General features: G+C 69.9%; 18 protein-coding genes. 5 read left to right on the top strand and 13 right to left on the bottom strand.

All coding sequences use genetic code 11. From position 1 onward, the window contains the following. Positions 1 to 8: 8 nt before the first annotated feature. The 3 genes from PHQ87_RS07130 to PHQ87_RS07120 are packed head-to-tail and all read left to right on the top strand — an operon-like array spanning position 9 to position 4,920. Positions 9 to 1,037 carry an efflux RND transporter periplasmic adaptor subunit gene (locus PHQ87_RS07130; protein WP_300232523.1) on the top strand — a complete coding sequence of 343 codons (1,029 nt, stop codon included), beginning with the start codon at positions 9 to 11 and terminating at the stop codon, positions 1,035 to 1,037. Further along, complete coding sequence (rbbA, locus tag PHQ87_RS07125) at positions 1,034 to 3,778, top strand: ribosome-associated ATPase/putative transporter RbbA (RefSeq protein ID WP_300232517.1); 2,745 nt, start codon at positions 1,034 to 1,036, stop codon at positions 3,776 to 3,778. The genes PHQ87_RS07130 and rbbA overlap by 4 nt, the downstream gene beginning before the upstream one ends. Positions 3,779 to 3,783: 5 nt before the next feature. Continuing rightward, entirely contained in the window at positions 3,784 to 4,920 is a 1,137-nt protein-coding gene (locus PHQ87_RS07120) for an ABC transporter permease (protein WP_300232515.1), read from the top strand. Positions 4,921 to 4,941: 21 nt separating this feature from the next. Here PHQ87_RS07120 and fahA read toward each other — a convergent pair whose 3' ends face one another. From fahA to PHQ87_RS07095, 5 genes are read right to left on the bottom strand one after another with little or no spacing between them, the layout of a single operon-like run. Continuing rightward, entirely contained in the window at positions 4,942 to 6,258 is a 1,317-nt protein-coding gene (gene fahA, locus PHQ87_RS07115) for a fumarylacetoacetase (RefSeq protein ID WP_300232514.1), read from the bottom strand. An 8-nt stretch (positions 6,259 to 6,266) separates the two neighbouring features. Next, a complete protein-coding gene (locus PHQ87_RS07110) occupies positions 6,267 to 6,818 on the bottom strand; it encodes a VOC family protein (protein ID WP_300232513.1) in 552 nt (183 codons plus the stop codon). 32 nt (positions 6,819 to 6,850) lie between these two features. Then, entirely contained in the window at positions 6,851 to 7,042 is a 192-nt protein-coding gene (locus PHQ87_RS07105; protein WP_300232511.1) for a DUF2783 domain-containing protein, read from the bottom strand. A 25-nt stretch (positions 7,043 to 7,067) separates the two neighbouring features. Further along, positions 7,068 to 8,759, bottom strand: coding sequence for an FAD-dependent monooxygenase (locus tag PHQ87_RS07100; protein ID WP_300232509.1), 1,692 nt, complete (start codon positions 8,757 to 8,759; stop codon positions 7,068 to 7,070). 33 nt (positions 8,760 to 8,792) lie between these two features. Then, on the bottom strand, positions 8,793 to 9,263 hold the full coding sequence (locus PHQ87_RS07095; RefSeq protein WP_300232506.1) for a MarR family transcriptional regulator: 471 nt from the start codon (positions 9,261 to 9,263) through the stop codon (positions 8,793 to 8,795). 210 nt (positions 9,264 to 9,473) lie between these two features. Here PHQ87_RS07095 and PHQ87_RS07090 point away from each other — a divergent pair, with 210 nt between their 5' ends. Together PHQ87_RS07090 and PHQ87_RS07085 are read left to right on the top strand one after the other, a co-directional pair. Beyond that, positions 9,474 to 10,505, top strand: coding sequence for a TRAP transporter substrate-binding protein (locus PHQ87_RS07090; RefSeq protein WP_300232505.1), 1,032 nt, complete (start codon positions 9,474 to 9,476; stop codon positions 10,503 to 10,505). A 21-nt stretch (positions 10,506 to 10,526) separates the two neighbouring features. Further along, complete coding sequence (locus PHQ87_RS07085) at positions 10,527 to 11,027, top strand: MarR family winged helix-turn-helix transcriptional regulator (RefSeq protein ID WP_300232503.1); 501 nt, start codon at positions 10,527 to 10,529, stop codon at positions 11,025 to 11,027. Positions 11,028 to 11,065: 38 nt separating this feature from the next. Here the strand turns inward: PHQ87_RS07085 and PHQ87_RS07080 are convergent, their stop codons facing one another. The 8 genes from PHQ87_RS07080 to PHQ87_RS07045 form a co-directional block, all read right to left on the bottom strand. After that, positions 11,066 to 11,512: a DUF2894 domain-containing protein gene (locus PHQ87_RS07080; RefSeq protein ID WP_300232501.1), complete on the bottom strand. Its 447-nt coding sequence runs from the start codon at positions 11,510 to 11,512 to the stop codon at positions 11,066 to 11,068. Beyond that, complete coding sequence (locus PHQ87_RS07075; RefSeq protein WP_300232520.1) at positions 11,505 to 12,164, bottom strand: OmpA family protein; 660 nt, start codon at positions 12,162 to 12,164, stop codon at positions 11,505 to 11,507. The genes PHQ87_RS07080 and PHQ87_RS07075 overlap by 8 nt, the downstream gene beginning before the upstream one ends. Next, the gene (locus PHQ87_RS07070; RefSeq protein ID WP_300232499.1) at positions 12,164 to 14,545 is read right to left on the bottom strand and encodes a DUF802 domain-containing protein; all 2,382 of its coding nucleotides are present in this window, start codon (positions 14,543 to 14,545) and stop codon (positions 12,164 to 12,166) included. The genes PHQ87_RS07075 and PHQ87_RS07070 overlap by 1 nt, the downstream gene beginning before the upstream one ends. 20 nt (positions 14,546 to 14,565) lie before the next feature. Beyond that, the gene (locus PHQ87_RS07065) at positions 14,566 to 15,228 is read right to left on the bottom strand and encodes a DUF3348 family protein (RefSeq protein ID WP_300232497.1); all 663 of its coding nucleotides are present in this window, start codon (positions 15,226 to 15,228) and stop codon (positions 14,566 to 14,568) included. Between the two features lie 196 nt (positions 15,229 to 15,424). Continuing rightward, positions 15,425 to 16,756: a glycerate kinase gene (locus PHQ87_RS07060; RefSeq protein ID WP_300232495.1), complete on the bottom strand. Its 1,332-nt coding sequence runs from the start codon at positions 16,754 to 16,756 to the stop codon at positions 15,425 to 15,427. 34 nt (positions 16,757 to 16,790) lie between these two features. Beyond that, positions 16,791 to 17,543 (bottom strand): SDR family NAD(P)-dependent oxidoreductase, encoded by a 753-nt coding sequence (locus PHQ87_RS07055; protein WP_300232493.1) that lies wholly within the window; start codon positions 17,541 to 17,543, stop codon positions 16,791 to 16,793. A gap of 49 nt (positions 17,544 to 17,592) precedes the next feature. Beyond that, positions 17,593 to 18,309 carry a carboxylesterase gene (locus PHQ87_RS07050; protein WP_300232490.1) on the bottom strand — a complete coding sequence of 239 codons (717 nt, stop codon included), beginning with the start codon at positions 18,307 to 18,309 and terminating at the stop codon, positions 17,593 to 17,595. 5 nt (positions 18,310 to 18,314) lie between these two features. Beyond that, a partial coding sequence (locus PHQ87_RS07045) for an alpha/beta hydrolase-fold protein (protein ID WP_300232487.1) occupies positions 18,315 to 18,845 on the bottom strand: 531 nt, incomplete at its 5' end.

The following is an 18,845-nucleotide window of genomic DNA, read 5'->3' as shown; positions in this document are numbered from 1 at the left end:
TCCTGCTGATCGTCCTGATCGCGGCGCTGGTCTGGCGCCAGGCCCCCTGGCGCCAGGATGCGATCGCCGACGCCTTCGTCAGCGGCAACGGCCGCATCGAGGGCACCGAGATCGCGGTCGCCTCCCGGCTGCCGGGGAGGCTGCAGGAGGTGCTGGTGGGCGAGGGTGACTTCGTCAAGGCCGGCCAGGTCCTGGCACGGCTGCAGATGGACAGCCTTGAGGCACAACGGGCCGAAGCCCTGGCCCGCCTGCAGCAGGCGCGGCAGGCCCTGGGCTCGGCCCGGGCCCAGGTGGCGCAGGCGCAAAGCAACCACCAGGCCGCCCAGGCCGCCGTGGTGCAGCGCGAAACCGACCTGGACAGCGCGCGCCGGCGCCTGCCGCGGGTGGAAAAACTGGCCGCCGACGGTTTCTACGCCGACCAGACCCTGGACGACGAGCGCGCCCGCGTGCGGTCGCTGGCCGCCCTGTTGTCGGCCGCCCAGGCCCAGGCGCGTGCCGCCGAAGCAGGCATTGATGCGGCCGAGGCCCAGGTCGCGGCGGCCCAGGCCAATCTCGATGCCCTGCAGGCGACACTGCAACGCATCGACGTCGAGCTGGCCGACAGCGAACTGAAGGCACCGCGCGACGGGCGCGTGCAGTTCCTGGTCGCCCACCCGGGCGAGATCGTGGCCGGCGGCGGGCGGGTGCTCAACCTGGTCGACCTCGGCGATGTCTACATGACCTTCTTCCTGCCCGAGACCGTGGCCGGCCGGGTCGCCCTCGGCAGCGAGGTGCGCATCGTGCTCGACGCCGCGCCCCAGGTGGCGATTCCCGCCCGCGTGTCCTTTGTCGCCAGCACCGCCCAGTTCACGCCCAAGACGGTGGAGACCGCCAGCGAACGGCAGAAGCTGATGTTCCGCGTGCGCGCCCAGGTGGACAGGGCGCTGCTGCAAAAATACAAAGAGCAGGTCAAGACCGGGCTGCCCGGTGTCGCCTGGATCCGGCTGGACGACCAGGCCGACTGGCCGCCCTTCCTGTCGCAGGTGCTGCGCCCGTGAGCACCCCGGCGGCGGACACCGTCGTGGCCCGCCTGCAGGCGGTGAGCCTGCAGTACCGCCAGGTGCGTGCGCTGGACCACGTCAGCGTGGAGATACCGGCGGGACGCATGGTCGGCCTGATCGGCCCGGACGGCGTGGGCAAGTCCAGCCTGCTGGCGCTGCTGGCCGGGGCCCGGGCGGTGCAGGAGGGCCAGGTGCAGGTGCTCGGTGGCGACATGGCCATGGCCGCGCACCGCCGCCGCGTCTGCCCGCGCATTGCCTACATGCCGCAGGGGCTGGGCAAGAACCTCTACCCCACCCTCTCGGTCGAGGAGAACCTGCAGTTCTTCGCCCGCCTGTTCGGTCACGGCCGCGCCGAGCGGCGGCGGCGCATCGACCGCCTGACGAAGGCCACCGGCCTGCATCCCTTCCTGTCGCGCCCGGCGGGCAAGCTCTCGGGCGGGATGAAACAGAAGCTGGGCCTGTGCTGCGCGCTGATCCACGACCCGGACCTGCTGATCCTGGACGAGCCGACGACCGGCGTCGATCCGCTGGCACGCGCCCAGTTCTGGGACCTGATCGTCGAGATCCGGCGGCACAACCCCCGCGTGAGCGTGGTGGTGGCCACCGCCTACATGGACGAGGCCGAGCGCTTCGACTGGCTGCTGGCCATGGACGGGGGCCGGGTGCTGGCCGAGGACACGCCGGCCGGGCTGATGGCCCGCACCGGCACCGATCGCCTGGAGGCCGCCTTCATCGCCTTGCTGCCCGAGGAGCGGCGACGCGGCCATGAACCGGTGGTCATCCCGCCGCTGCCGCACGATCAGGCGCACGAGGTGGCCATCGAGGCGCACGGCCTGACCATGCGCTTCGGCGACTTCACGGCCGTCGACAACGTGAGCTTCCGGATTCGCCGGGGCGAGATCTTCGGTTTCCTCGGCTCCAACGGCTGTGGCAAGACGACCACCATGAAGATGCTGACCGGTCTGCTGCCGGCCAGCGAAGGCCAGGCCCTGCTGTTCGGTCACCGGGTGGACCCGCGCGACATGGCCACGCGCCGGCGCGTGGGCTACATGTCGCAGAGCTTCTCGCTTTACGGCGAGCTGACCGTGTCGCAGAACCTGGTGCTGCACGCCCGCCTGTTCCATGTGCCCGAGGCCGTGCTGCCCGGACGCGTGGACGAGATGGCCCGGCGCTTCGGCCTGCAGGACGTGATGGACGAGCTGCCCGAGAAGCTGCCACTGGGCATGCGCCAGCGGCTGTCGCTGGCCGTGGCCATGGTGCACAAGCCCGAGCTGCTCATCCTGGACGAACCGACCTCGGGCGTGGACCCGATGGCGCGCGACAATTTCTGGCGCCTGATGATCGAACTCTCGCGCCGCGACGGCGTGACGATCTTCATCTCGACCCACTTCATGCACGAGGCCGAGCGCTGCGACCGCATTTCGCTCATGCACGCCGGCCAGGTGCTCACCAGCGATACCCCCCAGGCCATCATCGACGCCCACGGCGCCGAAACGCTGGAGCAGGCCTTCATCGACTGCCTGGTGCAGGCGGGCGGCGGCGCCGAACACGACACGCAGGCCCCGCTGGCCACCGACAGCGCCCGGCCGGCCGCACGCAGGGACAGCCGCTGGCGCCGCAGCCGGCGGCGTCTGTTCAGCTACGCCTGGCGCGAGTCGCTGGAGCTGCAGCGCGATCCGGTGCGCGGCGCGCTGGCCCTGCTGGGCTCGCTGATGCTGATGTTCGTGATGGGCTATGGCATCAGCATGGACGTGGAGGACCTGCGGTTTGCGGTGCTCGACCGCGACCAGACCAGCCTCAGCCGCGACTACGCCCTGCAACTGTCGGGCTCGCGCTATTTCATCGAACAGCCTCCACTGGCCGATGACGCCGACATGGACCACCGGCTGCGCAGTGGCGAGATCTCGCTGGCGCTGGAGATACCGTCCGGTTTTGCGCAGCGCGTGCACCGGGGCGAGACCGCCGAGATCGGCGCCTGGATCGATGGCGCCATGCCCCAGCGTGCCGAAACCGTGGCCGGGTTCGTGCAGGGCATGCACCAGTACTGGCTGGTGCAGAAGATGACCGAGGCCACGGGCCAGGCCCCGGCGGGCAGCATCAACGTGGAAACGCGCTTCCGCTACAACCCCGACGTCAAGAGCCTGCCGGCCATGGTGCCGGCGGTCATTCCGATGCTGCTGCTGATGCTGCCGTCGATGCTGACCGCGCTGGCCGTGGTGCGCGAGAAGGAACTGGGCTCGATCGTCAACTTCTACGTCACCCCGACGAGCCGCACCGAGTTCCTGCTCGGCAAGCAGTTGCCCTACCTGGGGCTGTCGATGGTCAATTTCGCGATGATGACCGTGCTGGCGGTGACGGCGTTCGACGTGCCCATCACCGGCAGCCTGGCCACGCTGACCCTGTCCACCCTGCTGTTCTGCATCAGCGCCACCGGCCTGGGCCTGCTGGCCTCGGCGCTGGTCAAGAGCCAGCTGGCCGCCATGTTCTTCACCATGATCGGCACCATGCTGCCGGCCATGCAGTATGGTGGCCTGATCAACCCGGTGTCCTCGCTGGAGGGGCTGGGCCGCTGGATCGGCGAGATCTACCCCGCCAGCCACATGTTCACGATCAGCCGCGGCGTCTTCAACAAGGCACTGGGCTTTGACGATCTGGCCGGCTCCATCTGGCCGCTGGCGATCGCGCCCCTGGTCATCCTGACCGTGGCGGTGGTGCTGTTGCGCAAGCAGGAGAAGTGAGCCCGATGCGCCGCCTGCTGCAGCACCTGGCCAACATCCGCCGCCTGGGCATCAAGGAGCTGTGGAGTCTCTGGCGCGACCCCACGATGCTCTTTCTGATCATCTATGTCTTCACGGTGGCGGTCTACACCGCGGGCACGGCCATGCCCGAGACGCTGCAGCAGACGCCGGTGGCCATCGTCGACGAGGACGACTCGGCACTGTCGGCCCGGATCTTCACCGCCTTCTACCCGCCGGCCTTCAACACCCCGGCCCGCATCTCGCAGGCCGACGTCGACCCGATGCTCGATGCCGGCCACTACACCCTGGTGCTGGTGATTCCACCGCACTTCCAGCGCGATGTGCTGGCCGGGCGCCAGCCCACCGTGCAACTGAACGTGGACGCCACGCGCATGAGCCAGGCCTTCACCGGCAGCGGGCTGGCCGCGCAGATCGTGGCCGGTGAGGTGGCCGAGTTCCTCCAGGGCCACCGCGAGAGCGCGGTGTCACCCGTCGAGCTCGTCACCCGCATGCGCTTCAACCCGACGCTGTCGAACGCGTGGTTCGGCGCCTTGATGGAACTGGTGGGGCAGATCACCATGGCCTCCATCATCCTGACCGGCGCCGCCCTGATCCGCGAGCGCGAGCACGGCACGGTCGAACACCTGCTGGTGATGCCGGTGACACCGACCGAGATCATGCTGGGCAAGGTCTGGGCCATGGGCCTGGTGGTGCTGCTGGCAGCCATCGTGTCGATGAACGGCATCATCCGCTGGCTGCTGCAGGTACCCATCGAAGGCTCGCTGACCCTGTTCTTCTTCGGTGCCAGCCTGCACCTGTTCGCCACCACCTCGATGGGCATCTTCATGGCCACCATGGCCCGCAACATGCCCCAGTTCGGCCTGCTGGTGATGCTGGTGATGATGCCGCTGGAGATGCTCTCGGGCGGCATGACCCCGCGCGAGAGCATGCCGCAGTGGGTGCAGTGGCTGATGTCGCTCGCACCCACGACCCACTTCACCGAGCTGAGCCAGGCCATCCTCTACCGCGGCGCCGGCTTCGAGGTGGTCTGGCCCGCCCTGCTGGCGCTGGGCCTGATCGGTGCCGTGCTGTTCGGGCTGTCGCTGCGCTGGTTCCGCCGCGCGATCACGCAGATGGCCTGACGGCCACCGGCGTGTCCCGTCTCAGCGGCGCGCCGGCAACACTGTCCCGCGGCATTCGCCAAAGCCGATGCGCGCGGCGCCGGCCTTCTCGCACCAGCCCCGCAGGACCACGGCATCACCGTCTTCCAGGAAGGTGCGCGTCTCGCCGTTGGGCAGGGACAGCGGGTGCTTGCCGCCAGCGGTCAGCTCGATCAGCGCGCCGGCCTGGTCCAGCGACGGGCCCGAGAGGGTGCCGCTGCCAAACAGGTCGCCGGGCTGCAGGTTGCAGCCGTTGACCGTGTGGTGCGCGACCATCTGGGCCACCGTCCAGTAGGCGTGCCGGTAGCTGGTGCGGCAGATGCTGGCATCGTCCTGACCGGCTTCGCGCATCGCCGGCGTCTGCAGGCCGACCTGCAACTGGATGTCGAAGGCCCCGCCCTGGCGATTGGCCTGGCTGTCCAGGTAGGGCAGCGGTGGCGGATCGTCCGCCGGCCGCTCGAAGGCCACGCGGTACGGCGCCAGCGCCTCCAGCGTCACGACCCAGGGCGAGATGGTGGTGGCGAAGTTCTTGGCCAGGAATGGGCCGAGCGGCTGGTACTCCCAGGCCTGGATGTCGCGTGCCGACCAGTCGTTGAGCAGGCAGATGCCGAACACGTGGTCTTCCGCCTGTGCCATGCTCACCGGCTCGCCCAGCGCATTGCCCGTGCCGATGAAGATGCCCAGCTCCAGCTCGATGTCCAGGCGCCGGCAGGGACCGAACGACGGCTGTGTGGCCCCCGGCGGCAGGGTCTGGCCGACCGGCCGGTGGAAAGCCTGCCCCGAGACACCGATGCTGGACGCGCGGCCGTGGTAGCCGATGGGAATCCATTTGTAGTTGGGCATCAGCGGGTTGTCCGGGCGGAACAGCCGGCCGATGTTGGTGGCGTGGTGCACCGAGGTGTAGAAGTCGGTGTAGTCGCCGATGCGGGCAGGCACACCGTATTCGGCCTGCGCCTGGGGCACCAGGCAGGCCTGCAGGGCCGCCTGCCCGGCGGCACCCTCACGCAGCGCGCGCGAGAGCGCCAGGCGCAGCGCACGCCAGGCCGACGGGCCCATCGCCATCAGGGCGTTGAGCTGGGCCTGCGCGCCCGCCGCGGCGGCCTCGCCGGCCTCGCCGGTGAACACGCCGGCCCGGGCCACGGCCGCCAGGTCCACGATCTGGTCGCCGATGGCCACACCACCGCGGAAGGGCTCGGCACTGCCCTGGCGGCGGAAGCTCGCGAACGGCAGGTTCTGGATCGGGAAGTCCGCCCCGGCCACATGGGCCGAGGCGACCCAGCTGCGCAGCGCCGGGTCGTGGGTTTCATTGAGCATCGTCATACGGTTTCTCAGGGTTGCGGGGCGGCCGAACCGTCGTGCATCCAGCGGGCATGGGTCGGCGCCTTCTTGGTCCTGTCCCATTCGTTGAGCATGTCCCACTTCACCGTATCGAGTGCCTGGTTCATGGCCGGGGTGGCGGTGTCGGTGGCCAGCTCCAGACGGTGGCCGGAGGGGTCGCGGAAGTAGATGGACTTGAAGATGGTGTGGTCGGTCGGCCCCACCACCTCGATGCCATCGGCTTCCATCCGGGCCTTGACCGCCATCATGGTGTCGTAGGAATCGACCTTGAGCGCCAGGTGCTGCGTCCAGGCCGGCGTGTTGGCGTCGGATGGGGCGATCATCTCGGGCTTGGTGGGCAACTCGAAGAAGGCCAGGATGTTGCCACCACCGAGGTCCAGGAAGATGTGCATGTAGGGATCGGGCTCCTGGGTCGAGGGCACCCGGTCCTCGGCGATGGCGAGGATGAAATCCATGTCGAGGTACTTCTTGTACCACTCGACGGTTTCCTTGGCATTCTTGCAGCGGTAGGCCACGTGGTGTACGCCTTTGACAATGGACATGTCGGTCTCCTTGGGGTGGGTGGGGTGGGGGTTCACAGGTCCTGGAGGGCGGCCTGCACATGTTGCTCGAAAAGCGCCGGGTCCGCCAGCGCGTGGGCGTTGAGCAAAGCGAGCTTGACCAGGAACAGGTCGGCCTTGTCGGCACCCGCCTGGTCGATGGCCTGGGCCAGCGTGTCGTAAACCTGCTCCAGCCCTTCGATGGGCAATGCCGGGGTGGTGTTCATGGTGGTCACTCCTGTTGCAAGGCGATCATTCGGGCAGCGCCGTCTGCAGGGCGGCGCGCAGGCGCATGGCATCCAGCGTGAGCCAGCGGGCGCACACATGCTGGTCGGGGCGCAGCAGGTAGGCACCGCCACTGGCGGGCACACCGTAGCGCTCGCGGCAGTGGCCATCGGCGTCGGGCAGCACCTGGTCGGCACCGGCCACGGGGCCGGCCGCACCGATGGCGGTGATGCGCAGCGGCACGCCACGGGCACGGAACGCGTCGGCCACCTCGCGCAACGGCGCGGGCACGGCATCGGCCCCGGTGAAGTACAGCAGATCGAAGCCCCCACCCAGGTGGTCGAGCAGGTAGTCGTCCGGCCCCAGGCGCACGTTGCACGGCGGCGCACCGTGTGCGGGGCCGGCGGCAAACAGCGCGTCGTCGTCACCCGGGCTGTTGAGCATGGAATGCGTGTACTCGTGCGGACGCGAGGTGCGCCAGTGGAACAGCGGGCGCACGAAACCGTGCTGCAGCGACAGCGACAGCACCGCGTTGCGCAGCAGCGCGAAGCCGCGCGTGGGCGGGGTCATGAAGCGCACGCTCTTGCCACCCTCGTCGATGATCTCGCGCGCCGCGCCCACGCGCTCGGCGCTGTGGTTGGCCAGCAGCTTGCGACCGGCCAGCCCCCTGACCACGAAGGCCAGGTGCCAGCCCAGCGACTGCGCGTCCTGAAAACCCGTGTTGGCGCCGCGCACGCCGAAGATGGGCAGCAGGTGTGCCGCATCGCCGGTGAAGATCACACGGCCGTGCACGTAGTCGGGCAGCGTGAGGGTACGCGCCGAGTACACCGAGCACCAGTCCAGTTCCCAGGGCGCACCGGCGTGGCCGATCATCGCGAGCTGGGCGTCGATGCGCGCCTGCAGCGACTCGGGGCGCAGCGCCTGCTCGGGCGTTTCGCCCGGCGGCAACTGGTAGTCCACGCGCCAGATGCCATGCGGCTCGCGGTGCATGAGGACGGTGTTGCCCGGGTTCCAGTCGGGGTCGAAGAAGGCCAGCCGCTCGGTCGGCAGCGGCAGGTCGACGCGGATGTCGGCGATGACGAAAAAGCCCTCGTAGGAGGCGCCCTCCATCTTCAGGCCGAGCATGGCTCGGATGTCGGAACGGCCGCCGTCGGCCGCCACCAGCCAGTCGGTCTCCAGCAGGTACTCGCCCTCGGGTGTGTCCACCGTGAGCCGTGCATGGTCCGGGTGTTGCTCGACACCGACCACCTTGTTGCCCCAGCGGAAGTCGATCAGCGGATTGGCCGCGCACGCGTCGTGCAGGTACTCCTCCATGTACTGCTGCTGCACGTTGAGCATGGGATAGAAGCGGTCGTCGGCATCGTGCGGTGCTTCCATGCGGAACACCCGCTGGCCACGGTAGAAGGAATTGCCGAAACGCCAGGGCAGGCCACCCTCGGTCATGCGGTCGGCCACCCCCACCTGCTGCAGGATCTCCATCGAGCGGCGCGTGAACACGATGGCGCGACTGCCCTGCGAGAACTGCCGCTCGGCGGTCAGGATCACGCTGGCCACGCCGTGGCGGGCCAGTTCGAGCGCGGTGACCATGCCCGCCGGGCCCGAGCCGGCAATCACCACGCGCTGGCGCGGCTGCGCCGGATGGGCCGATGGCCGCCAGGGCTCGAAAACCCGGTAGCGGTAATAGATCGAGGGACGGGGCGTGGCGCTGGGCTGGTGCATGGTCGGTCGTCGGGGGCGGCGTTGTGGAAGGGATCAGGCGGCCCGGTTGTGTGCCAGCAGGCGGTCGAACAGCATGCTGAGCTGCTGCTGTTCGGCCTCGCTCAGGCAGCCGAAGATCTCGCGGTTGCGTGCATGGACCATGGCCATGGTCCGTGCAAAGGCCTGGCGGCCGGCCGGCGTGAGGGTCAGCACGACGCCACGTCCGTCGCTGGTGCTGTCCTGCTTGAGCACCAGACCCTGATCGACCAGTGCCTGCGCCGCCCGGCTGGCCTGCCCCTTGTTGAGGTTGGCCTTGTGCGCCAGGTCCTTGACCGACAGCGGCTCGAAGGTACCGATGGTGGTCAGGCAGCGGGCATCGCTGAGCGACAGGCCTGCCCTGAGCAGGTAGGCACGCTGGCTGTCCAGATCGGTCTGCTTGTTCAGCAGATGCAGGCGGTAGCTGAGCGTGCGATCCAGCGGTACCTCGGCAGGGCCCGGCGCGGCGGTGACGGAAGACGGTGGCATGGTGGCATCGGGGTGGGCAATGCTCGCATTCTAGGTATTGTTGGTTGCGCACGCAACTAGATGAAAACCCTTGATTGCCCATGGTCTGGAAAAATATTTCGTTTGTTTTCAACGAATTAAATAAGCCTAGGTACTAACCCCATTCGTTGTCTTCGCAACCATCTTGCATAGTGCAGGCTTCCTATCCAACCCTTTTCAGAGATGCCTGCCATGAAGAAATCCGTCAAATTGGGTGCGCTCGCCGCCCTCCTGGCATGTGCTGCGGCCGCCCAGGCCCAGACCATCACCCTGAAGATCCACCACTTCCTCAGCCCCACGTCCATCCAGCACACCAAGATGTTCAAGGAGTGGTGCGACGACATCGCCCGGGACTCCGGCGACCGGCTCAAGTGCCAGATCTTCCCGGCCATGCAACTGGGTGGCACGCAGCCGCAGCTGTACGACCAGGCGCGCGATGGCGTGGCCGACATCGTGTGGACCCTGCCCGGCGCCAACGCTGGCCGCTTCCCCAAGATCGAGGCGTTCGAGCTGCCGTTCATCATGTCCACCCCCGAGGCCACCAGCGCGGCCGCCTGGGACTACTACGAAAAAAATGCCCGCGATGAGTTCGGCGACGTGAAGGTGCTGGCCATCCACGGCCACGGCCCCGGTGTGGTTTACACCAGCAAGCGCCAGGTCAAAACCCTCGACGACATGAAGGGCCTGAAGCTGCGCGGCCCGACCCGCCTGATCACGCGCATGGTCTCGGCGCTGGGTGCCACGCCCGTGGGCATGCCCATCCCGGCCATTCCCGATGCCATGTCCAAGGGTGTGATCGACGGTGCCGTGACCACCTACGAAATCGCCCCGACCATCAAGCTCGACCAGCTCTCGCGCTACGTCGCGCAGGCCGATCCGGCCGAGGGCGGCATCTACACGGCCTTCTTCGTGATGGCGATGAACAAGCAGCGCTACGAATCGCTGCCGCCGGACCTGCAGAAGGTGATCGACAAGCACGCCGGCCGCGACCTGTCGGTCAAGTTCGCGCACATGATGTCCGAGAACGACAAGCCCAGCAAGGAGAAGGTCATCGCCGGCGGCAATGTCATCACCATCCTGGACAAGGCCGAACTGGACAAGTGGCGCAAGGCCTCCGAAGGCGTGGTCCAGGAATGGGTGGCCGAGATGGACAAGCGCGGCCTGGATGGCAAGGCCCTGCTGGCCGACGCCCGTGCGCTGATCGCCAAGCACAGCGGCAAGTAAGTCCGGCAAGACCTGTCTGCCATGTCGTCCACGCCTGTTCTCAAGCGCTATTTCACCTACCGGCTGAACACGCTGAGCAAGCTCAACGACATGGCGAGCCAGGCCGCCTATCTGCGTGGCACGGGGCTGTCGCTGCCCGAGGCGCGCTGTCTGTCCTCGATCGGCTCCTTTCCACACCTCACGGTGAACCAGCTGGCCTTCGAGGCCAACCTGGACAAGAGCCACGCGAGCCGGGCGGCGCAGGCGCTGACCGACAAGGGGCTGGTGGTCAAGAACACCCGTGCGCACGACGCCCGCAGCGTCTCACTGACGCTCACCGCCAGCGGCAAGGCGCTGTGGCGCAAGCTGATGCCCCTGATCGAGAGGCGCAATATCGAGCTGCTGCAATGCCTGAGCGACGAGCAGCAAGCCACGCTGCTGGACCTGTTCGACCGTATCCTGGCCCATGAACAGGCACGACAGGCGGGCCACCGCACCCCGCCGGGCCCCTCCTCGTCCGCGCCCCCTGAACAGCCCGGGTGAAGGGGCCGGAGCGCCCCCGGATGGGGCCGGAGGGACGGCTATTTGCGCGCGCGGGGCGTTCGCTTCCTGCCCGGCGCCGCGGTGGCGCTGCCGCGGCGCAACTGGTCCTGCGCGCCGTCCAGCCACATCAGCGATTCGGCATGGGTGACGAAGTGGCGCAGGTAGTCGGGCGAGAGCGCCTGCATCAGCGCCAGCGCACGCAGTGCCAGCCGGTGCGAGTTCAGCGGCCCGGCGTTTTCCGGCGCCCGTGCGACCGCGTCGCGGATTTCGTCCTCGGTGCGGATGCGCTGCCAGAGCGCCTGGAAACGCAGGGCGCTGCGCAGCGGCGGCAGACCGTCGCGCGGCGTGTGCGCCAGCAGACCGGCGTCGGCCAGCACGCGATCGCCCTGTTCGCGCGCGTGCTCGCGCAACTGGCGCCACAGGTCGCGCCGGACCTCGGCGCGCAGCGGTGCCGCCCCCTGCCTGCCGCGGCCGACCTCATTCACGGGAGCCGCCCTCCTGGTCGGCGCGCGCCTTGGGCACCGGTGCGATCTCCACACGCCGGTTGAGCGCCCGCCCTTCCTCGGCGTCGTTGGACGCCACCGGCTGCTCCGGCCCGAAGGCCGCGCTGAACACCTGGGCGGGCGGCAGGCCCTCCTCGATCAGCGCGCGCGTCACCGTCAGCGCGCGCTGCGCCGACAGCTCCAGGTTGTCGGCAAAGCGCCGGTTGCCCTGCTGGATCGGCCGGTCATCGGTGAAGCCGCTGACCATGAGCATCTCGTCGCGCTCGGCCAGATAGACGCGAAGCGGCGGCACCAGGCTGCGCAGCAGCTCGCGCCCGTCAGGCCGCAGCTCGTCGGAGTTGAGCGCGAACAACACGCTGCCGCTGATGCCGATGCGGCCTTCGTTGAGCGTCACGCGGCCGCTGGCCAGCGGCACCGCCAGGGCCTTTTCGAGTGCGACGCGGCGACTTTGCTCCTCGCGGCGCTTGCCGATCTCGGACTCCAGGCTCGCCACCAGATCCATCTGCATCACGAGCACGCCGATCAGCAGCAGCACGAACGCCCCCACGAGCCCGGTCATCAGATCGCCGAACACGGCCCAGACCGGCGCACGCCCTTCCAGCGCGTCGCCGTCGTCCAGCTCGTCGCCCGCCATCATGAGCTGGTGCCCTCCTCCAGGCGCTGCACGGGCTTCTGGCGCAACTGCCGCAGGTCTTCGAGCACACCCTGCTGGGCGGTGATGCTCAGGTCGATGACCTCGCGCGCCTGCGCCACGTAGTAGGCCAGTTGTTCATCGCTGCGCGCCATCGATTCAGCGAGCGCCTGCTCGACCCGCTGCAGCCCGTCGGCCAGTTGCGTGTTGGCCTGGCCGAAGCCGGCCATGGCCTGCTGCAGGGCCTCGCCCAGGGCCGCCAGATCGGCCACCGCCGTGTCCATGCGGCCCGACAGCGATTCGGCCCGTCCGGCCTGCGCGCCCACGGTGTCGGCGAACTGCCGTCCGACCTGTTCGAACACCTGCGCCGCCGATTGCACGAGCTGCTCCACCGCGCCGCGCTGCGCGGCCGTGGCGTCGTTGACCCCCTGCAGCAGCACGTCGAGCTGCGCCATCAGGCGGGCGCGCTCTTCCAGGGCCGCGTTGTCGCGCTCGGTCAGCGCCCCCATTTCCTGGCGCAGGCGCGCGATCACCTCGGCGGCGGCACGTGGCGCCTCCGAGGCCGTCTCCAGCAGGCGGCCCAGCGGCGCCTCCAGCGACTGCCCCAGCGCCGACAGGTGCGTGGCCACCGCCGATTCGAGCTGCGCCAGCCGGTCGACGGCCGCCTGCCCGCGCCCGGCCTCTTCTTCGCGCAAGGCCTGCATCTGCGCCTGCCATTGCGCGGCCAGTTCGTCCATGCGGCGCGCATGCGCCTCGCGCCACTGCACTTCGGATTCGGCGCGTGCCTGCAGCAGGGTGTCGGATTGCGCCACCAGACGGGACACCTCGGCCAGCGCCTGCCCCAGTTGGCGCGAACCGTTTTCCGCCACCTCCGCCGTCGCCGCACCGAGTTGCTGCAACAGGGTCTGCTGCTGCGCCTGCCACTGCGCCGCCATCTCGTCCATGCGGCGCGCGTTCTCATCGCGCCACCGGGTTTCCGATTCGGCGCGCGCCTGCAGCAGGCTGTCGGAACGCTCCACGAGCTTCGCCACCTCGGCCAGCGCCTGCCCCAGTTGACGCGAGCCGTTGTCGGCCACCTCCGCGGTGGCCGCAGCGAGCTGCTGCAGCAGGGTCTGCTGCCCGGTGCGCAGGTCGGCACCGGCCTGCTGCCACTGCTCGCGCAGCTCGGCAGCCACCCGGCCCAGCGCCGCGCCCCAGGCCTGCTGCGCCGCCTCGGCCTCCTGCTGCTGGCGGGCATGGACCTCGTCCACCACCGCGCGCGTGGCGTCGAGCCAGCGCCCGGCCGCGTCGTCCACGTGCTGCGTCACCCCCTGCAGCGAGCGACGGGTTTCCTCGGTCCAGGCCGTCAGCGCGTGTTCGTGGCGCGACTGGGCCTCGTTCCACTGGGCGGTGACCTGGTGCGCCACCTCGCCCCAATGGCGGGCCACGCCTTCGAGTTGCGACTGCACCGCCTGGCCCACCTGCGCGTGCAGACGCTCGCCGTCACGCACCAGGGTCTGCATGGCCGACTCGATCACCGGCCGCAGCGCCTCACCGGCCGCGCGGGTGGCGCCGCCCAGGCTGTCGCCGAGCGCACGCTCCACCGACTGCAGCAGCCCCTTGACGTGCTCGCCCACTTCCTGCTGAAAGGCGGCCTGCCGCGCCAGCAGACCCTGGTCGAGCTGCTCGCTGCGCTGGTCGATGCGTTCGATCAGCGTCTGCAACTGACGCCCCACCTCGGGCAGTACCTGGCTTTGCTGCTGCAGGGCGTCGAACACCGCCTGGCGCCGGTGCGCCGCCGAGAACGGCCGCAGGGCACCGGCGATGCCCGCGTCGAGCCGGCGCGCGCTGCGCTGGCGCTCGCGGCGCGCCCAGGCCACCATCAGCCCCAGCAGCGCCGACGTGGCCACCCCCGCCACCGAGGTGCCGAAGGAAAAGCCCAGGCCCCGGATCGGCGCGGCCAGCGCGGAACGGATGGCCTGCAGGTCGGTCGAGCCCTCGAGCGCGAACACCGCGCCCTGGAAGGTCATGACCATGCCCAGGAAGGTGCCGAGCATGCCGAGCATGACCAGCAGGCCCACCAGGTAAGGCGCCATCGCCAGGCCCGGCAGGGCCGCGCGTTCGCCGGCCAGGCGCTGGCGCAGCGCCGGGCGCATCCCCTCGGGCACCTGCCCGATCCAGGCCTCCAGGTCCTGCACCGGCTCGGACAGGCCCGCCAGCGCACGATCCAGACCCTCGGTGGCGGCACGGAAACGACGGACTTCGAGCGCACCGGCGGTGAACACGATGGCGATCAGCGCCGTCATGCCCAGCGCGATCGGGCTGGTGCCAACGAAACCGGCACCGGTCCAGGCCACGGCGATCAGGCCAAGGATGAAGGCGATGGGATAGGAAAACTTGTGCATGAACGCTTCAACGGTGAATCTCAGGTGGGCGCATCGGCATAGGCCTCGACCATGCCGCTCACGGTGCGCAGGCGCACGTCCAGCTCGGCCAGCAGTGCCTGTTCGAACTCGTGCGCAAACGACAGCGACGCAGCGCCCTTGGTCGCCTCGCGCCGCCGCTGCTCGTGGCGCCGGCGCAGGAACGACGGCACGGTCGCCAGCAATTGCCGTTCGCGCGGCTCCAGCAGGCGCGCCATGAGCGCATCCAGCTTCGCCAGCCGCGCCAGCTCGGGCGAGGTCGTGGCCAGGGTCTGGCGGACATGGTCACGGAAGGCCTCGATGGCCAGCTCCATCCGGCGCTGCAGGTCCAGGCATCGCTGCAGGTACAGCGCGAACTCGGTGTCCGCGCCGTCCCCGTCCGCCCGGGCATGCTGGCGGATCGAGGCAGTGAGCGTCGCGCGCAGGCTGGACAACTGGTCGGCCAGGTCCTGCCGGTCGCGGGCGCGCGCCGGCCGGCCACGCGCGGCCGGCGCCGACACCCCGGCCTCCAGCGCCGGCAGGCCGGCGCTGAGCGCGATGGCATCGGCCACGTTCAGCCAGTCGCCCAGCCGCTGGGCGAAATCGGCGCGCGCGACCGGCGGCGCCTCGGGCAGCCAGCGGCCCAGGCTATCGGCCAGTGGGGATCGGAACAGGTCTTGACGCAAACGTGGGCAGCCGCCCGGCTTCGGCCGGCAAGGGAGTGGACAACGGACTCGGTCTGGCACCCGGCAAGCCCGGGGCCAACCCGGCATTATCCCAAGACGGGCAGCGCCCCCGGACCGGCGCCCTGCCCCGGCTGGTCACAAACCGTACAGACCAGGAGGAGGTCACCGCCACGGTCGGGCGCCAGCCACCACCCGGTCAGCGCACGAGAATCGCGCGGAAGTCGTTGACATTGGTGTGCGTCGGCCCGGTGACCACCAGGTCGCCCAATGCCTCGAAAAAGCCATAGGCATCGTGGCGGTCGAGGTGGTCGGTCAGCACCAGGCCCGCGGCGCGTGCGCGGGCCTGGGTGTCGGGCGCCACGATGGCGCCGGCGTTGTCCTCCACGCCGTCGATGCCGTCGGTGTCGGCGGCCAGCGCCCAGATGCCGGGCTGGCCACCGAGCGCCTGCGCCAGGCCGAGGCAGAATTCGCCGGCACGGCCGCCCCGGCCCACCGGCTGGCCTTGGGGCCGTGCGCCCAGGGTCACGGTGGTCTCGCCGCCGCTGAGGACGACGCAAGGCCGGGTGATGCTGCTGCGGCCCTGCGCGACCGAGCGCGCCAGCGCCGCGTGCACCTTGCCGACCTCGCGCGACTCGCCCTCGATCTCGTCGCTCAGGATCCACGCCTGCAACCCCAGGCCGCGCGCCGCGTCGGCGGCGGCTTGCAGGCTCTGCCAGGGCGTGGCGATCAGGTGCGTGCGCACGCCGGCCAGACGTGGATCGCCCGGCTTGGGTGTCTCCAGCGTGCCCTTTTCCAGGCGGGTACGGACCGATGACGGCACCTCGATGCGGTAGCGGTGCAGGATCTCGAGCGCCTGCGCGCAGGTGGAGGCATCGGCCACGGTCGGGCCACTGGCGATCACGCTCACATCGTCGCCCGGCACGTCGCTGATGGTCAGCGTCACGACGGGCGCCGGCGCGCACGCCGCCGCCAGCCGGCCGCCCTTGATCCCCGACAGGTGCTTGCGCACCGTGTTCATCTCGCCGATGTGTGCGCCCGAGGCCAGCAGTTCGCGGTTGATGCGCTGCTTGTCGGCCAGCGTCAGCCCCTCGCATGGCAGGGTCAGCAGGGCGGAGCCGCCGCCCGAGATCAGGCACAGCACCAGGTCGTCGGCCGTCAGGCCCGAGGTCAGCGCCAGCATGCGCTGTGCCGCCGCGACACCGGCGTCGTCCGGCACCGGATGCGCGGCCTCGACCACTTCGATGCGCGCCGGCAGGCCCTCGGGCCGGGGTGGCACGTGGCCGTAGCGCGTCACGACCAGGCCGCTCAGGGGCGCATCGGCCGGCCACGCCGCCTCCAGCGCCTGCGCCATGGCCGCGCCCGCCTTGCCCGCGCCCAGCACCAGCGTGCGCCCGCGCGGCGGCGCCGGCAGGAAGGCCGCCATGTTGTGCAGGGGCTGGGCACGCCGCACAGCCACCTCGAACAGGTGCCGCAGCAGCGTGCGGGGATCGTCGGTGGCGGGCGGTGTCCGGTTCAGGCGGTCAGGCATGCCCCGATGGTGCCGGAAGTCGCCCGCCGCTGGCTCAGGACTTGCCCGCGGTGAAGCCACCGTCCACCAGCAAGTGCGCGCCGGTGACGAAGCTGGCCTCGTCGCTGAGCAGGAACAGGGCCGCGTTCGCGATTTCTTCGGGCCGGCCCAGCCGGCCGACCGGGTGCAGGCTGATGAGCGCCTGCCGCATCGCCGGGTCCAGGTCCTTGAGCAGGGGCGTGTCGATGTAGCCCGGGCCGATGGCGTTCACGCGCACGCCATGGGACGCGCCTTCAAGCGCCAGCGTGCGCGTGAGGTTGACCACACCGCCCTTGGCCGCCGTGTAGGCAGCCGTGTGGCTCTGGCCGAACACGCCCAGGATCGAGGCGCAGTTGACAATGCTGCCGCTGCCCTGGGCGTACATGGGCTTGAGCGCGGCGCGCGCCACGCGGAACACGCCATTGAGGTTGATGTCGATGATGCGCAGGAAGTCCTCGTCCGAATAGTCCTGCGCCGGGCTCAGGCCGCCGATACCGGCGTTGTTGAAGACGCCGTCGAGCCGCCCGAACCGGGCCACCGTCTCGTCCACCAGGCGGTTGACCTGTTCGGTGGACGTGACATCGACCGCGATGAACACGCAGTGGCCCGGGTGGCGGGCATCCAGCTCGGCGGCTCTGGCCGGCCCGGCGGAGCTGGCGATGTCGGCGATCACCACCTTGGCCCCTTCGGCCAGGCAGCGCTCCACCGTGGCCAGCCCGATGCCGCTGGCCCCACCGGTGACGACAACAACCTTGTCTTGCAAACGCATGGCAATCCTCCTGAATGATTGGCGGTTGAAAAGATAAGAAGCGGTGGACTCAGCGCCGCGTCAGCACCTGGCGCAGCCAGCCACCGATGCGGTCGACCTCGTCCATGCAGACCTCGTGCCCCATGGGATAGGTGGCCCATTCAACGGCATAGCCCAGACCGCCCAGGGCATCGCGCGCCGCTGCGCCGCGCGCCGGCACCACCATCTCGTCGTGGCTGCCGTGCGCCATCAGCACCGGCAGCCCGCGGTTGGCCATGCTGGCCTCGGCGGCCGTGGTGTGCGCCAGCGGCAGGTAGCCCGACAGGGCCACCAGACCCGCCAGGCGGCGCGGGAAACGCAGGCCCGTGAGCAGCGTCATGGCGCAGCCCTGCGAGAAGCCCATCAGGACAACGCGCTCCGCGGCCACGCCGCGCTGCTCCTCGCGCTCGATCAGCCGGCCGACGATGGCCGCCGACGCCCGCAGGCCGGCCTCGTCCTCCGGGCGCGCGCCGGCGGGATCGCCCGGCGGCGGCGGGAAGATGTCGTACCAGGCACGCATCACGTAGCCGCCGTTGATGGTGACCGGCCGCGTGGGTGCGCTGGGCAGCACGAAGCGCACCGGGCCCAGGCCCGAGAGGTCGAGCGCCTGCGCCACCGGCAGAAAGTCGCTGCCGTCCGCGCCCAGACCGTGCAGCACGATGACGCTGGTGCCGGCCTGCAGATCGGCCGAGGTGCCACCCTTGACGAACTCGATGACGTCGACGTCGGGTGCCGCGCTCGTGTCCATGGCCGTCAATCCTTCAGGGCCTGTGCATGGTGGCGCAGGTGGTCATCGATGAAGGTGGCGATGAAGTAGTAGCCGTGGTCGTAGCCCTCGTGGCGGCGCAGCGTCAGTGGCTGCCCCGCCTGCGCGCACGCGGCCTCGAAGGCCTCGGGCAGCAGTTGCTGCTCGGCCAGGAATTTGTCGGCCAGGCCCTGGTCGATCAGGATGCCGCCGGGATAGGGCGCGCTCTTTTGCTGCGCCATGAGACTGCTGGCGTCGTGCGCGGCCCAGGTGCTCTCGTCCTGCCCCAGGTAGCCCAGAAACGCCTTGCGGCCCCAAGGACAGCGCGAGGGCGCGCAGATCGGCGCGAAGGCCGACACGCTGCGGAACACGCCGGGATGGCGCAGCGCCAGCGTGAGCGCGCCATGCCCGCCCATCGAATGGCCGGTGATGCCCAGCCGATCGCCGTCGAGCCCGAAGGTGGCTGCCACGCCGGGAATCAGTTCGTCGATCAGGTAGCTTTCCATCTGCCAGTGGCCGGCCCAGGGATGCTCGGTGGC

Source organism: Hydrogenophaga sp. (assembly GCF_028698005.1).
GTDB lineage: Bacteria > Pseudomonadota > Gammaproteobacteria > Burkholderiales > Burkholderiaceae_C > Hydrogenophaga.
This window is presented reverse-complemented; position numbering and strand designations above follow the sequence as displayed.